Source organism: Nocardiopsis metallicus, assembly GCF_014201115.1.
Taxonomy (GTDB): Bacteria; Actinomycetota; Actinomycetes; order Streptosporangiales; family Streptosporangiaceae; genus Nocardiopsis; species Nocardiopsis metallicus.
Map to the genome: position 1 here is coordinate 1,359,272 of NZ_JACHDO010000001.1, position 18,856 is coordinate 1,378,127.

An 18,856-nucleotide genomic window follows, 5' to 3' on the forward strand; every position below is an offset into this window, starting at 1 on the left:
CTCCACTCGGGGTTGTGGTTGGCGGGCATACGCGGGCAACCGGGCCTCGGGCTGGGCTCAGGCCTGGAGGGTGTACCAGGGGCGGGTGGTCTGTTCGGCGGGGGTGCCGTCCAGGATGGTGGCCCGTTTCCGCCCCGGGTCCAGGAGCACTGTGGCCAGGCTGGCCCAGCGTCGGCCCAGGGGGAGGGCGAAGTCGGGCAGGCAGGTGAGGGAGGCCTCTTCGGGGGTGGACACCAGGAGGGAGAGCAGCTCTTTCTCGGTCCGGGGGGTTGCTCGGGCCAGGCGTTGGAGGAGGAGGTCGCGGCGTTGGGTGGAGTCGGGCTGGTACAGCCAGGACTTCTCGTTGGGGGAGAGGCGCTCGGTGAGGAAGTGGTTGGTGCGCACCTTCGAGGGGACGACGTAGACGCCTTCGGGGCTGATGTCGAGTAGAACGGACTCGTGTTCGGTGAAGAGCATCAGGGAACCCGACGAGGTGACCGGCGTGCCGCGCACGATCTCCTGGGCGTGGTTGGGGCTTTCGGCCTCTTCCAGAACGGTGGCGGCGAGAATGTGCATGGGGACACCGCTCAGGCGGTCCTGCCGGTGGCCGAGGATGTTGAAGTGCAGGGCCAGCCCCGCGGAGTTCACACCGATCTTGGCCAGGATGCCGTGTTCGGTCAGTCCCGCGTAGCGGTGGTCGGCGCCGCCGGACTCGACGGTGTGCCAGCTGGCGCTCAGTTCGACGTGCCAGTCCCAGGTCTGGACCCCAACGTGGGCGTTTCGGCCGGGGAGTTCCTGCACGACCGTGGAGCACTCGCCGGGGGCGGAGGCCGACTGGGCGAGGATTTCGGTGCGGGCGTTGAGCGCGGCGATCTGCCAGGGTTCCAGTCCCGCTCCCTGGGCCAGGCCGAGGATCTGCCCGGCGAGACCGGCACGGTGGCTGGCGATGATGTCGAGGGCTCGGTGCCCGGCGTCGCGGACCTGGGTTTCGGTGAGACCGGCGCTGCGGAAGAGGCGGTCGTAGGTGTCGAGGGTGTGCGCGAGCTCGAGGGCCCGGCCGCGCAGGCGGCCGCGTTCCCGGGGGTCCGCGGAGTCGATCACCAGGTGCGGGCGCTCGGTCGGGCGGAAGTCGGACAGGTCCATGGTTCTCCTCAGATGTGCCGGATGACGTCACCGGCGACGACGGTGGCCAGGACCGGGTTGGCGGCCTGGTCCTGCGGGGTCAGGGTCAGCGGGTTGCGGGCCAGGACGGTCAGGTCGCCCCGGTAACCGGGAGCGACGCGCCCCGCGACCGGGCCCAGACCGGCGGCCAGGGCGGGGCCCCGGGTCATACCCAGGTGGGCCTCACTGGCGCTGATCCGCTGGTCGGGCTGGACCGCCGGTACCGAAGCCCGCTCCACCGGGCGGCGCAGCTGCGCGTCGGCCATGGTCACCCGCGGATCCCGGTGGCCGATGGGCCAGTCCGAACCCAGCGCCACGGTCGCGCCCGCGTCGATCAGGTCCCGGATCCGCCACCCGTGCGCGGCGCGTTCGGGCCCCAGCCGACGCGACCAGTTGTCGCTCTGGTCGGCCCGGGTCATCCGGGTGGCGTGGGTGGGCTGCATACTCGCCACCGCCCCCACCTCGCTGAACCGGCCCACCAGGTCGTCGGGGACCGACTCGACGTGCTCGATCCGGTGCGGTCCGCGCTCGGGGTGCCCGACTTCCTCGATCACGTCCAGCACGAACTGGACCGCCCGGTCGCCGATCGCGTGGGTGGCGGTGGGCACCCCGTGCCCGGTGAAGAAGCGGACGGCGCGGCGGTAGGCGCCCAGGTCCTTCCAGAGGGGCCGGGTGTTCTGGTCCAGGCAGTCCGGCTCGTCGAACCAGGCCGATCCGTTGTCGGCGGTCCCGTCGAGCATGAACTTGGCCCCCCGGACCTCCCAGCGCCGCCCGCCGACGCCTTGAAGGTCCAGCGCGTGTCGCCAGGCCGCCACACCAGAGTCGGCGGGCACCAGCGGAGAAGCCCTAACCCGCACCGGAAGCTCACCGGTCCGCTCGATCTCGCGCAGCACGTCCTCGGAGGGGTCGGCGAAGTCCAGCGCGTGCACCTGGGTCACCCCCGCGGCGGCGAACAGACCCAGATGCTTGGCCACGTGGGCGGCGGTCTCGGCGACCGGGGGGCGGGCGTAGTGCGCCAGGACCAGGTCCATCGCCTGGAGTTCGAGCACGTACCCGCTGGGTGCGCCGTCGGCTCCGACCACCACCTGGGAGGCGTCGTCGAAGACCTCCCGACCGGTGAGACCGCACAGTTCGACCACCCGCGGGCTCACGACCAGGGCGTGGGCGTCGTTGGTCATCAAGGACACGGGCGCGTCGGGGAACTCCCGCTCGAACACCGCGCCGCCGGGTGCGTCGTCGAAGACGTTCACGTCCAGGTTGAACCCGGTGACCCACTCCCCGTGCGGAAGGTCGCGCAGCCGTTCACCGACCCGCCGGCACACCTGGTCGAGGGTGCTCTCCCCGGCCAGGTCCAGCCCGGTCTCGGCGTCGACGGACCCCCACACCGGGTGTGTGTGGGCGTCGGTGAACCCGGGCAGGATCGTCGCCCCGGGAAACTCCGTGACCTTGGCGTCAGAGCCACGGCAGGCCTGGAGGAGCTCGGGACCGCCGACCGCCGTGATGACGCCTTCGTGCAGTGCCACGGCACTGGGCGTAGCGCCCGTCACGGCGTCGAGCGTCTCGACTTCACCGGCGGTGATGACGCGGTCGATCTTCAACGGCTGGCCTCCATGCTGCTCACAGGTGTTTCAGAAATCTGCTCGGCGCGTGCGGACCGGCTGCCGCGCGACAGCAACCAGTACAGGGCCGCGGACACCACCAGGCCCACGGGAACCGCCAGGTTGAGCCCGTGCAGCGCTTCGCTGACCGGACCGGCCCAGATCTCGGTGCTCACGCACAGCGCCGACGCGACGACGCCGACGGCGGTGGCCGCGGCCCCGGCCGGGTTGACCCCGCCCCGGTACCAGAACGGCCCGCCCCGGCCCTGGTCGTGGAGCTGCTCGCCCAGGTACCGGTTGCGGCGCATGACGACGTCGGTGGCGAAGACCGTCATGAAGGGCACGGTGAGCACCACGACCAGTTCGAGCATCATGTTCACCGCGTCCATGAAGTCCACGACGCTGACGGCCGCGACCGCCAGGGCGGTGCCCATGAGACCGATGACCAGGACGGCGGGCACGCGCGGCAGCGGCACGCCCACGGACTGCATGGCCAGCCCCGCGCTGTAGGCGGTCACGCCGTTGTTGGCGATGGTGTTGAGGACCACGGCGATCACGAAGACCGGCACGAACCAGCCCGGCATGATGCTCTCCAGGGCGCCCTGCGGGTCGCTCATGTCCAGTCCCGTCGCGGCCAGGGCTCCGGCTGCGGTGAAGACCACGCTGGGTACGAAGCCTCCGGCGGCGCTCCACAAGGTGATCCCGACCCTGCTGGAGTCGCGCGGCAGGTAGCGGGCCAGGTCGGGGCTGTTGACGTAGGAGAAGGAAGTCGAGGCCACGATCGTGAACGCGATGGTCAGCACCATCCACCTGCCCCAGCCGGTCAGGGGCTCGGCCGGGACGTAGGCGAAGTCGGCGTTGGCCAGGATCAGCACCGTGAGTACCGCGAACACCGCCAGCAGCAGGATCGTGAGCACCGAGTAGAGCCGCACGATGGTGGCGTGGCCGTACACCGAGACCAGGATCGTGGCCGCGGCGATCACACAGACCACACCGACCTCCACGGGCGCGGTCTCGGGCAGCCCGAGGTAGCGGGTGAGGCCGAACCCGGCGACGGAGGCCGCGGCCCAGTTCAGCCCCAGGTACAGGGCGGCGATCAGCCACCCGGAGATCGCCACCAGGACCTTGTTGCCCCGCACTCCGTACATGGCGCGGGAGATGACCGACCCGGTGGTGCCGGAGGCGGTGCCGCTGACGCCGATGAACCCGGTCAGCAGCCAGAAGAGGTTGCCGACCACGATCACCAGCAGGGCTTCGATGAGTGAGAGCCCCATGAGGACGAGGGCGGCGCCCACGATGATGCTCAGGTAGCTGACGTTGGGGGCGGCCCACACGACGAACAGCTCACGCGGGGAGCCGTGGCGTTCCTCGGCGGGTACCTGGTCGATACCGCGGGTCTCGATGCTGCCGGGGCGGTCGACACCGCGACTGGCGGTGTGTCCGGGATTGGTGCTGCGCATGCTCGGGGGACCCTTCGGCTTCGGGGAGGGCGCTGGGAGGGCAAGCATTATTGGTGTCGACACCAATAGCTATTGGTGTAGCATTCAACAGCATGGCCCAGATCACGTCAAGCACCCCCGGCAAACGCGTCCGCAAAGCCCCCGAGGAGCGGCGCGCGGAGATCCTCGACGCCGCCGCGCGGCTCGCCCTGGACGAGGGGATCGAGCGCGTGACGATGAAACAGGTCGCCACCGAACTCGGGGTGCGGCCCGGGCTGATCAGCCACTACTTCGCCTCGATCGACGCCCTGCACTGCGAGGCCTTCGAACACGCCGTCACCGCCGAACGGGAAGCGCTCTTCGAAGCACCCCAGGGCGCCCCTGCCCTTGACCGCCTACGGGAGTTCCTCGGCCGGGTCGCGGGGGAGCGGTTCGCTGAACTGGGCCGCCTCTGGATCAACGGGCGCCACCTGGCCCGCTACCGGGGCGAGCTGCGCCGGGTGGTGGACGAGCAGGAGGCGCGGATGCGCGCCGGCCTCACCGAACTCATCACCGCGGGGCAGCACGCGGGCGAGTTCACCGCGGCCGATCCCGAACGCGTCTGCCTCGTCCTCCTGGTCGTCATCGACGGGCTGCACGCCTCCGCCAACAGCGACACCCGGGTCGAGCACCCGGTACTGGACGGACTGGTGCAGTCCGTGGCCGAACGCGAACTGGGCCTGGCCCCGGGCACACTGAAGCCGCGCTGAGGGCTCTGCCCCCAGCGCGGCTGACCATCTTTCCCTCCCCGGCTTCTACCGCAGGCGCGGGGTACGGGGCGGTTCCTGGCGGCGTTCTCCCGTCGCCTCGAAAGCCGCCGCGATGCGCAGCAGGCGCGCGTCGTCGTAGGCGCGTCCGGCGAAGGTGAGCCCCACCGGCATGCCGGTGTCGGGCATCGTGCCCATCGGGACCGTCACCGTGGGGATGCCCAGGTGGCGCCAGACCAGGTTGCCGTTGGCCACCCACACCCCGTTGCGCCAGGCGATGTCGGCGGACTCCGGGTTCACGTCGGCGTCGGCCGGAGCCACGTCGGCCACCGCCGGGAAGGCGATCGCGTCCAGGCCCAGCTCGTCCAGCCAGTCCTCGAAGTCGATCCGGCGGGTGCGCTCCAGGCCCCGGACACCCTCTTCCAGGTACGGGATGTCGGTGAACGAGGAGATCCCCGTGCGGCGCACGAACTCCGGGTAGGCGGCGATGTCGTCGTCGAACCCGTCGTAGCGGTCCGGCAGCGCGCCCGGGACGTCCGGGAAGATCCGCGTGCCGTCCACCTGGCCCAGATCGTTCAGCTTCGGGTCGCCGTTGGCCTGGAGGAAGTCCTGCCAGGCCCACGCCGACAGGTCCATCAGCTCGCGGTCCAGGTACTCCCGGCTCACCAGCCCCCGGGACTTGATGGTGGGTGCGCCCGGGCGGTCGCCCTCGTAGTTGGTCACCACGGGCAGGTCGGTGTCCTGGACCGAGACCCCGGAGGCCTCCAGGTCGGCCCGTGCCTCCTCCCACAGCCGCAGCACGCTGGGCCGGGTCGCCACCCGCTGCCCGGTCGGCCCGCCGATACCGGGGTTCTCCGCGGTACCCGCCTGCGGGTCCCGGCCGGTGTAGAGCCGTGGAGCGCCGATCCGCAGCCCGGACAGCGCCTGCCGTCCCGCGTCGGCGTCGGCCACGGCCAGGTCGGAGAAGCGGGCGGGCCGCACCCTGGAGGCCGGCGGGACCTCGATCCACGGCTGGCATCGCCAGAAGTCCCCGCGGGTCTCGGTGTCGTCGGTGACGACGACCTCCAGCAGCTCCAGCATGTCCGCCATGGTGCGGGTGTGCGGAACCACCACGTCCATGGTGGGCACCAGCGGCCAGTTCCCCCGGATGGAGATCGCGCCCCAGGAGGGGGTGTAGGCGCACAGCGCGTTGTTGGACGCGGGCGCGCGCCCGGAGGACCAGGTCTCCTCGGCCAGGCCGAAGGCCGCGAAGCTGGCCGCGGTCGCGGTCCCCGAACCGTTGGAGGAACCGGAGGCGAAGGCCGAGGTCAGGTAGTCGCCGTTATAGGGGCTCTCGGCGCGCCCGTACACACCGCGCTGCATGCCGCCGTTGGCCATGGGCGGCATGTTGGTCAGCCCGATCAGCACCGCCCCGCTCTCCCGCAGCCGTCCCACGGTGAACGAGTCGCGCTGGGCGATCAGGTCCTCGAAGGCGGGCGACCCGGCCGCGACGGTCAGACCGCGGGCCTGGTAGCTGTCCTTGGCGGTGAAGGGGATGCCGTCCAGCGGGCCCAGGGCCTGCCCGCGCGCCCGGCGTTCGTCGGACTCCCGGGCCTCGGCGAGGGCCTCGGGGTTCATCACCACCATGGCGTTGAGCCGGATCCCGCCCCGGTCGTAGGCCTCGATCCGGGCCAGGTAGGCGCGCACCAGCGCCTCGCTGGTGACCCGTCCCCGTTCCAGGTCCGTGCGCAGCTGCGCGATCGGGGTCTCGACGACGTCGTAGTACTCGGTCATGGCGTTGTTCTCGGTCACAGGGTCCTCCACTGGGCTCGCGGGGCGGGCTGCTGCTGGGTGATGCAGTGGATGCCGCCACCGAAGAGGAAGATGTCTCGGGCGTCGACCAGTTCGATCCGGCGACCCGGGTAGGCCTCGGCCAGGATGCCTGCTGCGACCTCGTCCTGCGGGTCGTCGAAGGCGCACAGCACCACGACCCCGTTGGCGACGTAGTGGTTGATGTAGGACCAGTCGACGAACTCGCCGTCCTCGTCCCGGATCTGCTCGGGCGCCGGTACGTCCACGATCCGCAGCGGCTCGCCTTCGGCGCCCACGGCCTGCTCCAGGACCTCGCGCAGGCCCCGCGTGACCTGGTGGTCCGGGTGGCGTGGGTCGTGCTGGCGGTGCAGCAGCACGGTGCCCGCCTCGGTGAAGGCGGCCACGATGTCCACGTGCCCGCGGGTGCCGAACTCGTCGTAGTCGCGGGTCAGCCCGCGCGGCAGCCACACGGCGTGGGCGGTGCCCAGCCTGGCGTGGATCTCCGCCTCGACCTCCGCCTTGCCCAGGTCCGGGTTGCGCCCCGGGTCCAGCTGGACGGTCTCGGTGAGCAGGACCGTGCCCGAACCGTCCACGTGGAAGCCGCCGCCCTCGTTGACCAGCGTGCTCGGCATCCGGCGGACCCCGGCGAGCTCGGCCATCCGGCCGCCCACCAGCCGGTCCGATTCCCAGGCCGCCCACCCCTGGGCGCCCCAGCCGTTGAACACCCAGTCCACGCCCCAGACCTCACCGCCCGGCCCGTGTACGAAGGTCAGCCCGATGTCGCGCATCCAGGCGTCGTCCAGCGGCATCACCGCGGTCTCGATCCCGCCGCCGAGCAGAGCCCGGGCCGCCTCGGCGTCCTCGGGCGCGACCGCCACCGTCACGGGCTCGTGGCGGGCGATGGTGCGCGCCACCGTCGCCCACGCCCTGCGGGCCCGCTCCAGGGTGTCGCTCCCGGGCCGGCCGAAGGTGTCGTTGGCGGGCGGGAACGCCATCCACGTGCGTTCGTGCGGTGCCCACTCCGGCGGCATCACCGTGGCGGGCGAGGCGCCGCCGGACTGGTCGGCGGACTTGTGAGCGAACATCTCAATCCTTGTCATGGAACAGGGCGCCGGTGGTCCCGGGGCCCGGAGCGGGGCCGGACCCGTGCTGGATCCGGCCCCCGCACCTCGAACCTCTAGCTCGCGGTGGGGTACTCCGTGGTCTCGAACCGGCGCCGGAAGAACTCGGGGCTGCGCAGGTACTGGACGACCATGGCCGCGCCCCCGATCACGAAGATGGCGACCCCCAGGAGGAACACCAGCCCCACCCCGCCGATCTGCGATCCGGAGCCGTAGGCCGGGTCCATGGAGTCCCAGGCGGTCTGGAAGAAGAAGACGAGCAGCAGGAGTCCGCCCAGCAGGGGTGCCACCACCTTGGTCGCCAGGCTCCGCAACGACGCGGTGGCCTCACGGCGGAAGTACCAGACGCACGCGAGGGCGGTCACGCCGTAGTAGAAGCAGACCATCATGCCCAGCGTGGTGATGGTGTCCCACAGGACGTTCTCGGAGACCACGCGCATCACCGCGTAGAAGACCGAGGCGATCACCACCGACACGACCGTCGCGTACCCGGGGGTCTTGTGCACCGGGCTGACCCGGGCGTACTTCGGGGAGAGCGCCCCGTAGTGGCCCATCGCGAGCATCGTGCGCGCCGGGGAGATCATGGTGGACTGCAGGGAGGAGGCCGAGGAGGACAGCACCGCCAGCGACATCAGGACCGCGAAGGGCCCCATCACCGGACCGGCCAGCGCCGCGAAGATGTTCTCCTGGATGTCGGTGTTGCCCAGGCCGAACTCACCGTCGGAGACACCCGCGAAGGAGAGCGTGGCCACCGACACCGCCATGTAGAGCGCCACGACCACCAGGATGGTGGCGATGGCCGCCTTGCCCGGGGTGCTCGTCGCGCCGCGGCTCTCCTCGTTCATCGTCACGACCACGTCCCAGCCCCAGTAGATGAAGACCGAGAGCGCCACTCCGGCGGCGAAGGCGGAGAAGGACTCCACCCCGAACGGGTTGAACCAGTCCAGCCGCACCGGGGTGGCATCGAACGCAGATCCAGCGCTGACCTGCATGAACGCGGCGATCGAGAACCACGCCAGCACCACCAGTTGGAAGGTGACCAGGATGTACTGGAAGGCCTTGGTGGCCTCCAGACCCCGGTAGGAGATCCATGCGGCGGCCGCCATGAAGGCCAGGCAGGTCGCGATGTTGACCGGCACGTTGCGGGTCAGGGCGGCGATCTGCTCCTGCCCGGTCAGCTGTGCGATCGCCAGGTAGAAGAAGTCGACCGCGATGCCAGCGAGGTTGGACAGCACCAGGATGGTCGCGGCCAGCAGACACCAGCTGGCCATCCACCCGATCCAGGGGCCGAAGGCCCGGGAGGCCCACGTGAAGGTGGTGCCCGAGTCCGGCATGGCCTTGTTGAGCTGCCGGTAGCCGATCGCCACCAGCAGCATCGGAACGAAACCGACCAGCAGGATCGCGGGCAGGTGCTCACCGACGGCCGAGGCGGTCGGGCCCAGGGCACCGGAGAGCGTGTAGGCCGGGGCGATGGTGGAGACGCCGATGACCAGGCCTCCCAGGAGTCCGATGGCTCCCCTGCTGAGGCCCTTCCAGTTGTTCGGGGTGTCGGCACCTGCCTGCGCGGGCCGATCGGTGGTGTGGGTCATGGGTACTTCCTGATGGTCGCCGGGATGGGTGTCGGCGCCGACGGGGCGACGCCGCGGGAACCGGTGAGCGGGGCGGGCCGAACTCACCAGGGGGCGGGGTTCACGCGCCGTTGCGTTTCCCCGGGGACGGCGGGTGTCCGATCGCGATCTCACCGAACACCCGCCCGGGTCATCCGTCTCAGCCGTTCGCGGCGAGGATGGCCTCCGCGGCCCGACGGCCCTGGCGCAGCGCCCCGTCCACGTGCTGGTAGCCCTCGGCGGCCAGGTCCGAGCAGGCCCAGCTGATCGGACCCACCGGGGTGCTCTGGTCGGCTCCGTAGCGGTGCAGCCCGCCCAGGTCGTAGCTGGCGGCGTAGGCGCCGCGGGTCCACTCCTCGGAGGCGAAGTCCGACTCGAAGTACACGGTCGGCTCCAGCGCCTCCTCACCGAGGTAGTTGGCGAGGGAGCGCAGGATCGCGGCGCGGCGCTGCTCCGCGGGCTGACGGAAGAGGCCGTCGGCGACCTCGTCGGAGACGAAGGCGACCAGGGTGCCGCGGGTGTCCCCGTGGTTGGTGTTGTCGTACACCTCCTGGCACAGCTCCTTGGCGCCGAAGCCGGTGCCGGACAGGCCCTTGTCCCGCCAGAACGGGCGCTCGTAGACGGCGTGCACCTTGATGACCAGACCCATCGAGGTGTGCTGGTGCATCTGTTGCTGGAGCCACGGCAGGGCGGGCTCGAAGGAGATCCGCGAGTAGAGGTTGGGCGGCACGGCCACGATCACGTGGTCCGCCCGCACGGTTACGCGCTCGGACCGGACCAGGACCCGGCCGTCGGCCTCGTCCTCGCTCCAGCGGATGGTCCGCACCGGGGTCTCCAGGAAGACCGTGCCCTCCTCCAGGGCGGCGGCGATGTTCTGCGAGACCGACTGCATACCGCCCACCACACGGCGGTCCAGGATGAAGTCCTCGTCCACGAGGTTGGAGAACGACCCGGCCGAGGCGGCCATCAGGACCGCCTGGAGCGCGGAGAACGCGTGGGCGGGCTTGGTCAGCATGCCGCCGGCCATGAAGATGCCGATGTTCTCCCGGGCGGCCTCGTCGTCGGTCTGCTGGCGGAGCCACTCGGTGAACGTGACGGTGTCCAGCTCGCGGGCGAGCGGGTGGGCCCAGGGGCGCTCGACGCCGATCTCGGCGACCAGCTTGTCCAGGGCCGCGATGACCCGCTCCATCTCGGCCTCGGTCTGCTCACCGGCGGGGAACATGTCCCCGTTGAACTCGTGCCGGGAGCCGTCGGCGGCCAGGTAGACGCTGGAACCCTCGCGGTGGCGGGGATAGGTGCTCATTCCCAGCTCGTCCAGGAGCCCGAGGAGCTCGGTCTGGTCGGGTGAGACCCACTGGCCGCCGATCTCCAGGAAGGCGCCGTCGATCTCGCGGGACCAGGTGCGACCGCCCACGCGGTCCCGGGCCTCCAGGACCGCCACGGACCGGCCGGAGGCCTGGAGGGTGCGTGCGGCCATCAGCCCAGCGGGGCCGGCGCCCACGATCACGACATCACGATCGAGGATCTCGTCGCTGCCGATGACGTGTGTGCCACTCATGGGTGTGCTCCTTCGAACATCAAAATGAACTGTATTCATTAACGGGGAAGGCGTCCCCGATGTCAAGTGGCTCACACTCGCCATCAGGGGGCCAAAGAGGCCGGTCAGCGGGCCGAAGGCCCACCACTACGCCGATCCGACGCGTGCGCGCCGCTTCTACACTTGAGGGAAATCTGGTTGGTGCCCGACCGGACGGACAACAGGAAGTAGGCGTCAGTGACCCAGCAAGCGCGCAGCGGACGGGGAAGGGGCAGGCCCTCCTCACCCATCCTGTCCCGTGAACGCGTCAGCCAGGCGGCGATCCGGATCGTCACCGACCAGGGCTACCGCCATCTGACCATGGCCTCACTGGCCCGCGAGCTCGGGGTGGCGGCCTCGGCCCTGTACAACCACGTCTCGTCCAAACGCGACGTGCTGGTGCTCATCCAGGACCGCATCAACGAACAGATCGACTGCTCGTCCTTCGACACCGAACCCTGGGACCAGGCGCTGCGGGACTGGGCGCGCTCCTACCGGCAGTGCTTCATGGAGCACACCGCGCTCATCCCGGTCATGGCGGTGCTGCCCGTGGCCGACTCGCCCCAGACGCTGCGCATGTACGAGCGCGTCACCCGCGCCCTGCACGACGCCGGGATCGTCGGCGCGGACGCCGTGGACATCATCGTCGGCATCGAGGCGCTGGTCTTCGGTGCCGCCTACGACGCCACCGCCCCGACCGACATCTTCGATCCGGGCAGCCTGGGGGACCTGGCCCCGACCTTCATCCGCTTCGCCGCCCAGCGCTCGCCGGACCCCCGGGCGGCCGCCGACCGGGCCTTCGAGCTCGCGCTCGACGCCCTGATCAGCGGCCTGCGCCAGAAGTTCACCGACGCCGGAGTCGACTGAGGCCCGGACCGCCGAGTCAGGCCGTCCTCACGCCTCCAGGGCGTGCATGACGTGCTTGACCCGGGTGTACTCCTCCACCGAGTACAGCGACAGGTCCTTGCCGTACCCGGAGGACTTGAAGCCGCCGTGCGGCATCTCCGCGGTGAGCAGCACGTGCGTGTTCACCCAGACGCAGCCGAAGTCGAGGTCGCGGGTCAGGCGCATGGCGGCGCCGTGGTCGGCGGTCCAGACGCTGGAGGCCAGCGCGTACTCCACGTCGTTGGCGAGCCGGACGGCCTCCTCCTCCGAGCTGAAGGTCTGCACGGTCAGGATCGGCCCGAAGGTCTCCTCCTGGACCAGCTCGTCGTCCTGGCGCACGCCGGTGATCACCGTCGGCTCCACGTAGAAGCCCTTGGAGCCCTCGACGGCCTTGCCCCCGGTGACCACGGTGGCGTGCTCGGGGAGCCGGGCGAGCTTGTCGGTGACCGAGGCGAAGTGACGGGCGTTGTTCAGCGGGCCGAAGTCGTTCTGGGACTCGTCGGGGTCACCGGTCCGCGTCGCACGCGCGGCCTCGGCGAGCAGCTCCACGAACTCCTCGTGCGCGCTCTCCTCGACCAGCACCCGGGTCACGGCGGTGCAGTCCTGGCCGGCGTTGAAGGTGCCGAACTCCACCAGCGCCTTGGCTGTGGCGGGGAGGTCGGCGTCGGCGAAGACCACCGCGGGGGCCTTGCCGCCCAGCTCCAGGTGGCCGCGCTTGAGGTTCTTGGCGGCTGAGGCGGCCACGTGCTGGCCCGCGCGGACCGAACCGGTGATCGAGACCATCACGGGCTCGGGGTGCTCCACCATGAGCTGTCCGGTGCTGGCGTCGCCCAGGACCACGTTGAACACGCCGGCCGGGAAGATCTCCCCGATCAGGCGGGTGAGGACCAGGGTGGACTCGGGTGTGGTGTCCGAGGGCTTGAGCACGACGCAGTTGCCCGCGGCCAGGGCGGGGCCGATCTTCCACACCGCCATGAGCAGCGGGTAGTTCCACGGGGCCACCTGGGCCACGACGCCGACCGGCTCGCGGCGGATGTAGGAGGTGTGGCCCTCCATGTACTCCATCGCCGCGCGGCCCTCCAGGGTGCGCGCGGCCCCGGCGAAGAAGCGCAGGTGGTCCACGCCCATGCCGACCTCCTCCTGGGAGATGAGCCAGCGCGGCTGACCGGTGTTGCGGTGCTGGGCCTCGACGATCTCGTCGGTGTGGGCCTCCACCGCGTCGGCGAGCTTCAGCAGCAGGCGCTGGCGCTCGCCGGGCGTGGCCTTCTTCCAGGTGGCGAAGGCGTCACGGGCGGCGCCGAAGGCGGCGTCGACGTCGACCTGGTCGGAGACGGGGGAGACGGCCACCGTCGTTCCGTCCGTGGGGTTGACGACGTCGAGGTGCCCCTGTCCGTGCGCGTCGACGAATGTGCCGTTGATGAAGTTCTGCAGGCGGCTGCCCATGATGTCTCCTAGGCCACAGTTAAATGATCAACATTCATTTTAGGGGCAGGCGCAGTGAGCGGCAACACAACACTCGGCCGAGCGGCCGCGCCAGCAGTCCAGCCATCCGTCGGACCGACCACCAGAGGGTGTTTCGTGCTGGACGTGGTGGAGGACCTCAAACCCGGGAGGGACGGCACGAGGGCAGAACCGCCACGACCGGTGCGCGACTCCTCGGGCACAGTGGTGAACGACTGGGATTGCACGCCCGACAAACAGGTGAACCAGGAGCAGGGCCGTCCGGGTCCGCCGTCAGTCGGCCCCGGGGACCAGGACGGCTGCTCCGGCGAACCGGCCCGCCTTGAGGTCCTTGAGCGCCTGCTGTGCCTGTCCGAGCGGGTACGCCGTGACGGTCACCGAGACACCGGCACGGTCGGCCTCCTCAAGGAAGGCGCGGCCGTCGGCCCGGGTGTTGGAGGTGACGCTGCGCAGTTCCCGTTCCTGGAACAGGTGCTCCTGGTAGTTGAGCGGGGGCACGTCGCTCAGGTGGATCCCGGCCACGGACAGCACCCCGCCCCGGTCGAGCGCGCTCAGCGCGACGGGGACCAGCTCGCCGACCGGGGCGAACAGGATCGCGGAGTCGAGCTTCTCCGGCGGTTGGTCGTAGGCGCCCCGTGCCGAGGACGCGCCGAGTTCGAGGGCGAGCCTCCGCGCCGCTTCGTCGCGGGTGAGCACGTGCAGCCGAGCCCCTCGCGCCAGGGCGACCTGGGCGGCCAGGTGGGCGCTGCCGCCGAAGCCGTAGACGCCCAGACGGCCGCCCTCGGGCAGGCGGGCGCGCTCCAGGGCCCGGTAGCCGATGATGCCCGCGCACAGCAGCGGCGCGGTCCCTCGTGGGTCGGCCCCGGCGGGGAGGCGGTAGGCGTAGGCGGCCGGGGCCGTGGTGTACTCGGCGTATCCGCCGTCGGCGTCCCAGCCCGTGTAGCGCGAACGCGGGCACAGGTTCTCCTCACCCCGCAGGCAGAACCGGCACCGCCCGCAGGTGTGGCGGAGCCAGGCCACGCCCACCAGCGAGCCGACCGGAGCGCCCTGTGCGTCGCGGCCCGTGCCGACCACCTCACCGACGACCTCGTGTCCGGGCACCACCCGGGGCCGGCGTACCGGCAGGTCACCCTCGCTGACGTGCAGGTCGGTGCGGCACACACCGCAGGCCAGGACACGAATCAGCAGCTCGTCCGGTCCTGGCTCGGGCACCGGCCTGCGCACCGGGCGCAGGGGCTCGGACTCGATGGGTCCGGGTTCGGCCACCTCCCAGGCGGCCATGGTATCCGTGACGAACTCGGCCGTTGCGTACCCGGTCTTCGTGGACATGATCGCCTACCCTTCGTCGGCCGGTGCCGAGTGCGTGCCCGTCGCGGTCTCCTCAGCGCTGGCGGTTTCCTCGGCCCCGTCGGTGACCAGTACCCGGTTCACCCCCGGTACCGTCCGGGCCACCAGGGCGAGCAGCCCCTGTTCGGCGGCGTTGGCGCCGGGCGCGGAAATCCGCGCCGTGCCCGCGGTGACGGCGGCCTTCCATCCCTTGACGTAGGGCGCCCCCACGGACAGCGCTTCGTCCAGGGCAGCCTCGACGTGGGCGTCGGGGCTGCTGTGGGCGCGCAGGAGGTCGGTACGGCCGACCAGACCGACCAGACGGCCGTCCCGAACCACGGGTACGGTCCGGATGCGTTCGCGCACCATGAGCTCGGTCAGCTCGGCCACGTCGCGGTTCTCCCGGGTCGTGACCACATTGCGGGTCATCACCTCCCCCACGGTGCGCGGCGGGTCCTGTCGGGGTTCGGGCCCGCGTACCGCCGTGGCCCGGGGGTCGGTCAGGAAACCGCGGCGCAGGAGGTCGATCTCGGTCACGATCCCCACCAGTTCGCCCGCGCGGTCCACCACGGGGGCGGCGATCACCCCCTGTGCCACGAACTCCGCCGCGGCCTCGCGGATCGAGCTCTCCTCGGTCAACAGCACAGTCGGGGTGCGCATGACCTGTGCGACCAGCATGGGAGCGCCTCCTTCAGGTTCGGCCCGGACGGTCCGGGCGGATCTTCAGCGGATGGGCAGCGAGCACGAGGTCCCCGGTGCCACGGTGGCCGTACGCGACTTGACCCGCACCTCCAGGGGCGGCAGGTCCGACGGCGGCACCCGGACCTCCACCCGGTCCCGGAACAGGCGCAGACGGATACCCCAGTGCCCCCGGTAGCGCAGCTCGAAGGAGAGTTCGTCGAGCTCGGCGGGCAGCAGCGGGCTCAGGTCAAGGACGCCGCCGCGGGTACTCAGGCCGCTGTAGCAGCGGGTGAGAAGGTCCACGGTGCCCGCCATGGCCCCCAGGTGCACGCCCTCGGCGGTGGTGCCGCCCTGGGTGTCGTCGATGTCGGAGCGCAGCGCCTCGCGGAAGAACCGCCACGAGTGCTCGCGGTCGGTACGGGCGAGCACCCAGGAGTGCACCACGGAGCTGAGGGTGGAGCCGTGGGAGGTGCGCTCCAGGTAGTAGGCGACGGTGCGCGGGATCAGTCCGGGGTCGACCGGGTAGCCCAACCGTCTGAGGGTGTCGCCGAGCTCCTCCGCTGGCAGCAGGTAGAAGAGCATGAGCACGTCGGCCTGTTTGGCCGCTTTGTAGCGGTCGCAGTTGTCGCCCCGCGATTCCAGGATCCGGTCGAGGCGCCGGATGTCCCCGTACTCCGCGCGCAGTCCCGCCCAGTCCAGTTCCCGCAAGTGCTCGTAACCCGCGAACTGGCTGATCACCCCGTCGTGGAAGGGCACCCGCAAGGTGCGGGTCAGCACGACGAACCGTTCCAGTTCCTCCTCGCCCAGACCGATCTCCGCGGCCAGTTCCCGGCGCCGTGCCGTGGGCAGGGCCTCCAGGGCGTCGAGGGCGCGCAGCAGCACCCAGGCGGTCATGACGTTGGTGTAGGCGTTGTCGTCCAGGCCGGGGCCGGCGCGGTCGGGGTAGCCCTGGTGGTACTCGTCGGGGCCCATGACACCCCGGATGACGTGCCGGCCCAGGCCGGGGTCGTAGACGGCCAGGTCCGCCAGGGCGCGGGCGGTCTCCAGCAGCAGTTCGGCGCCGAAGTCGGCGAGGAAGCCGGGGTCGCCGGTGGCCCGGTGGTGCTGCCACACGTTGTAGGCGATCGCGACGTTCACGTGGCGTTGCAGGTGGGAGTGGTCGGGCAACCAGCGGCCCGACATCGGGTTCAGGTGGGCGCGCTGGGTCTCCTCACGGCCGTCGCTGCCGCTCTGCCAGGGGAAGAGCGCTCCCCTCAGACCCTTCTCGCGGGCGGCGGCCCGCGCCTTGGGCAGTCTGCGCCACCGGTGGCGCAGCAGGGCACGGGCGGTCTCGGGGAAGTGCAGGTCCAAGAACGGGAAGACGAACACCTCGTCCCAGAAGACGTGCCCGCGGTAGGCCTCCCCGTGCAGTCCCCGGGCGGGGACCCCCGCGTCCAGGTCGACGATGTGCGGGGACAGGACCTGGAGCAGATGGAACAGGTGCAGGTTGAGCACGCGCTGGTCGCCCTCGTCGCCCACGTCCACCGAACACCGGTTCCACAGGTGCCGCCAGGCCAGTGCGTGCTCCGTGCGGAGCTGGTCGAAGCCCGGAGCCGATCCCACCCTCTCGCGGGCCGCCGTGAGCGGGTCGCTGACAGCCGTGTCGCGCGAGGTGTGCAGGGCCACGGTGGTGGTGACGGTCACCTCCGTCCCCTGGGTGAGTTCGATGCCCAGCTCGGCGGTGACCAGGTCGTGGTGGGTTCCGACCCGTCCCGAGGCCGGTGCGGGGCCATGAGCGACCCGGGTACGCGCTGCCATGGCGAGCGTGATGTCCGAAGCGCTGGTGCGCGCCAGCAGCCAGGTCAGGTCGGGGGTGGCGCCACCGCTCCCGCGGGCGCGCAGGTGGTGTCCGTCCAACTGCCGGTAGCGAGCCACGCCGTCGTTGGTCACCCGCCCGTCCAGGCCGGAGCGGACCGTGAGGGTCCCGGACCAGTTCCGGGGCAGGAAGGTCGTCTCGACCGCGGCCAGGTGGGGGTCGGCCATCGAGACCAGGCTGCGCTGGCACACCCGGGTGCTACGCCCGTCGTCCTCGGTCACGAGGAAGGTGCGCGTGAGCAGGCCCCGGAGCATGTCCAGCTCGGTCCGCTGCTCCCGGACGCGCGGGTCGCCGCCGGCCAGCCAGGGTGAACCGGGCAGGTGGAAGGTGAGGCAGAGCCAGTCGGGGGCGTTGACCAGGTCCTCGTTCTCCACCGCCCGCCCGTCGACGCGGGACACGAGGCGGTTGTAGCACCCGGCGACGTAGGTGCCGGGGTAGTGGACCCCGTCCGCCCGCGCCTCGGGGGCCGCGCCGCGGGTGGCGAAGTACCCGTTGCCCAGGGTGCGCAGGGCTTCGCGCCGACCCTCTTCCTCGGGGGCGAAGCCCTCGTGGACCAGCGTCCACGCGCTCACCGCGAAGCCGCCTCGATCCGCAGCTCGGCCAGGTCGGTGACGACGACGTCGGCGCCGTACCGGTACAACTGTTCCCGGCGTCCCGCTGCGTTGGAGGCCGACCTGTCCACGCCGACGACCAGCCCGAACCCGCCGCGCGCCCCGGCCGTCACCCCCGACAGCGCGTCCTCCACCACCGCCGTCCGGGATGCGGGCCGGCCCAGCCTGCGCGCGGCCTCCAGGAAGAGGGCGGGGTCCGGTTTGCCGGGCAGGCCGAGCCGGGCCGCCTCGACTCCGTCGACGCGGGCGTCGAACAGGTCGGCGGCCCCGGCGGCTTCCAGGACCACGGAGCAGTTGCGGCTGGCGGTGACCACCGCGACGCCCGCTCCTGCGGCGCGCAGGGCGCGGACCAGGTCCAGGGTGGAGGGGAAGGCCCTCACCCCGTGGGCGGCTACCTGTTCGAGGAAGAAGCGGTCCTTGTCACGGGCCAGTGAGGCGACACTGGGGGTACCGGAGTGCCCCTCCGAGGTCTCGGGGAGGTTGATCCGGCGGGCGGCGAGGAAAGCGCGGACGCCGTCGGTGCGGGAACGGCCGTCCAGGTGGGTGAGGTAGTCGCCGACAGGGTCGAAGGGCCGCGTGTTCGGGCCCGGCTCCAGCGTGCTCAGCAGGGTGTCGAAGGTTCGCTGCCACGCGGCGGCGTGCACGGAGGCGGTGTCGGTGACGACCCCGTCCATGTCGAAGGCGACCGCCTCGATCTCGGTCAGGAAAAGAGCGGGTCTCCTGCTGTTCGTCACTGCTGCACCACCTCCGCGGCACCGGTCCGTGGTCGGTAGGGCCTCGCCTGCGCGTACACGTCCGGGCTATCAGCCTCACACCACAGGCGGGGCCGGACCAGGGACCTGGGGCACACGCCCTACCGGCCTTTCGGCCCGGATCGGCTGCCGACCGGCTCGCCCCTGCCGGGGCCTGTGTTGCTCATACCCACGGGTCCGGACGAGTGCACGCCCCGCGCGGAGCCGATGGGTAACGGGGCGCCACTGATGGCTCGTGCCTCGCGCGGGCCCGGGCGCTGAGCCGAG

General features: G+C 71.3%; 14 protein-coding genes. 2 read left to right on the plus strand and 12 right to left on the minus strand.

The window, feature by feature from the left end; translation table 11 throughout:
• Positions 1-57: 57 nt before the first annotated feature.
• From HNR07_RS05675 to HNR07_RS05685, 3 genes are read right to left on the minus strand one after another with little or no spacing between them, the layout of a single operon-like run.
• On the minus strand, positions 58-1,122 hold the full coding sequence (locus HNR07_RS05675) for a C45 family autoproteolytic acyltransferase/hydolase (RefSeq protein WP_184362818.1): 1,065 nt from the start codon (positions 1,120-1,122) through the stop codon (positions 58-60).
• 8 nt (positions 1,123-1,130) lie between these two features.
• The gene (locus tag HNR07_RS05680; RefSeq protein ID WP_246420129.1) at positions 1,131-2,738 is read right to left on the minus strand and encodes an amidohydrolase; all 1,608 of its coding nucleotides are present in this window, start codon (positions 2,736-2,738) and stop codon (positions 1,131-1,133) included.
• Positions 2,735-4,198 carry a purine-cytosine permease family protein gene (locus tag HNR07_RS05685; RefSeq protein ID WP_184362821.1) on the minus strand — a complete coding sequence of 488 codons (1,464 nt, stop codon included), beginning with the start codon at positions 4,196-4,198 and terminating at the stop codon, positions 2,735-2,737. The genes HNR07_RS05680 and HNR07_RS05685 overlap by 4 nt, the downstream gene beginning before the upstream one ends.
• Before the next feature lie 92 nt (positions 4,199-4,290).
• On the opposite strand from HNR07_RS05685, the gene HNR07_RS05690 reads away from it, so the two are divergent.
• On the plus strand, positions 4,291-4,926 hold the full coding sequence (locus tag HNR07_RS05690; protein WP_184362824.1) for a TetR/AcrR family transcriptional regulator: 636 nt from the start codon (positions 4,291-4,293) through the stop codon (positions 4,924-4,926).
• 45 nt (positions 4,927-4,971) lie between these two features.
• Here the strand turns inward: HNR07_RS05690 and HNR07_RS05695 are convergent, their stop codons facing one another.
• The 4 genes from HNR07_RS05695 to HNR07_RS05710 all read right to left on the minus strand — a co-directional run bounded on the left by HNR07_RS05695 (position 4,972) and on the right by HNR07_RS05710 (position 11,000).
• A complete protein-coding gene (locus tag HNR07_RS05695; protein WP_312893625.1) occupies positions 4,972-6,714 on the minus strand; it encodes an amidase in 1,743 nt (580 codons plus the stop codon).
• Positions 6,711-7,799, minus strand: a complete 1,089-nt coding sequence (locus HNR07_RS05700; RefSeq protein ID WP_184362827.1) for an agmatine deiminase family protein — start codon at positions 7,797-7,799, stop codon at positions 6,711-6,713. The genes HNR07_RS05695 and HNR07_RS05700 overlap by 4 nt, the downstream gene beginning before the upstream one ends.
• Before the next feature lie 92 nt (positions 7,800-7,891).
• Positions 7,892-9,424, minus strand: a complete 1,533-nt coding sequence (locus tag HNR07_RS05705; RefSeq protein ID WP_184362830.1) for an APC family permease — start codon at positions 9,422-9,424, stop codon at positions 7,892-7,894.
• Between the two features lie 178 nt (positions 9,425-9,602).
• Positions 9,603-11,000 carry a flavin monoamine oxidase family protein gene (locus tag HNR07_RS05710; protein ID WP_184362832.1) on the minus strand — a complete coding sequence of 466 codons (1,398 nt, stop codon included), beginning with the start codon at positions 10,998-11,000 and terminating at the stop codon, positions 9,603-9,605.
• 216 nt (positions 11,001-11,216) lie between these two features.
• Between HNR07_RS05710 and HNR07_RS05715 the strand changes: the two genes are divergently transcribed.
• Entirely contained in the window at positions 11,217-11,885 is a 669-nt protein-coding gene (locus HNR07_RS05715) for a TetR/AcrR family transcriptional regulator (protein ID WP_184362834.1), read from the plus strand.
• Positions 11,886-11,912: 27 nt separating this feature from the next.
• Here the strand turns inward: HNR07_RS05715 and HNR07_RS05720 are convergent, their stop codons facing one another.
• The 5 genes from HNR07_RS05720 to HNR07_RS05740 form a co-directional block, all read right to left on the minus strand.
• Positions 11,913-13,346 (minus strand): gamma-aminobutyraldehyde dehydrogenase, encoded by a 1,434-nt coding sequence (locus HNR07_RS05720; RefSeq protein ID WP_184362837.1) that lies wholly within the window; start codon positions 13,344-13,346, stop codon positions 11,913-11,915.
• A 291-nt stretch (positions 13,347-13,637) separates the two neighbouring features.
• The gene (locus HNR07_RS05725) at positions 13,638-14,693 is read right to left on the minus strand and encodes a zinc-binding alcohol dehydrogenase family protein (protein ID WP_376769904.1); all 1,056 of its coding nucleotides are present in this window, start codon (positions 14,691-14,693) and stop codon (positions 13,638-13,640) included.
• Between the two features lie 6 nt (positions 14,694-14,699).
• A complete protein-coding gene (locus HNR07_RS05730) occupies positions 14,700-15,368 on the minus strand; it encodes a CBS domain-containing protein (RefSeq protein ID WP_184362841.1) in 669 nt (222 codons plus the stop codon).
• A 45-nt stretch (positions 15,369-15,413) separates the two neighbouring features.
• Entirely contained in the window at positions 15,414-17,798 is a 2,385-nt protein-coding gene (locus HNR07_RS05735; RefSeq protein ID WP_184362844.1) for a glycoside hydrolase family 65 protein, read from the minus strand.
• Positions 17,795-18,571 carry an HAD family hydrolase gene (locus HNR07_RS05740; protein ID WP_184362847.1) on the minus strand — a complete coding sequence of 259 codons (777 nt, stop codon included), beginning with the start codon at positions 18,569-18,571 and terminating at the stop codon, positions 17,795-17,797. Before HNR07_RS05740 ends, HNR07_RS05735 begins: the two co-directional genes overlap by 4 nt.
• Between the last annotated feature and the right edge of the window lie 285 nt (positions 18,572-18,856).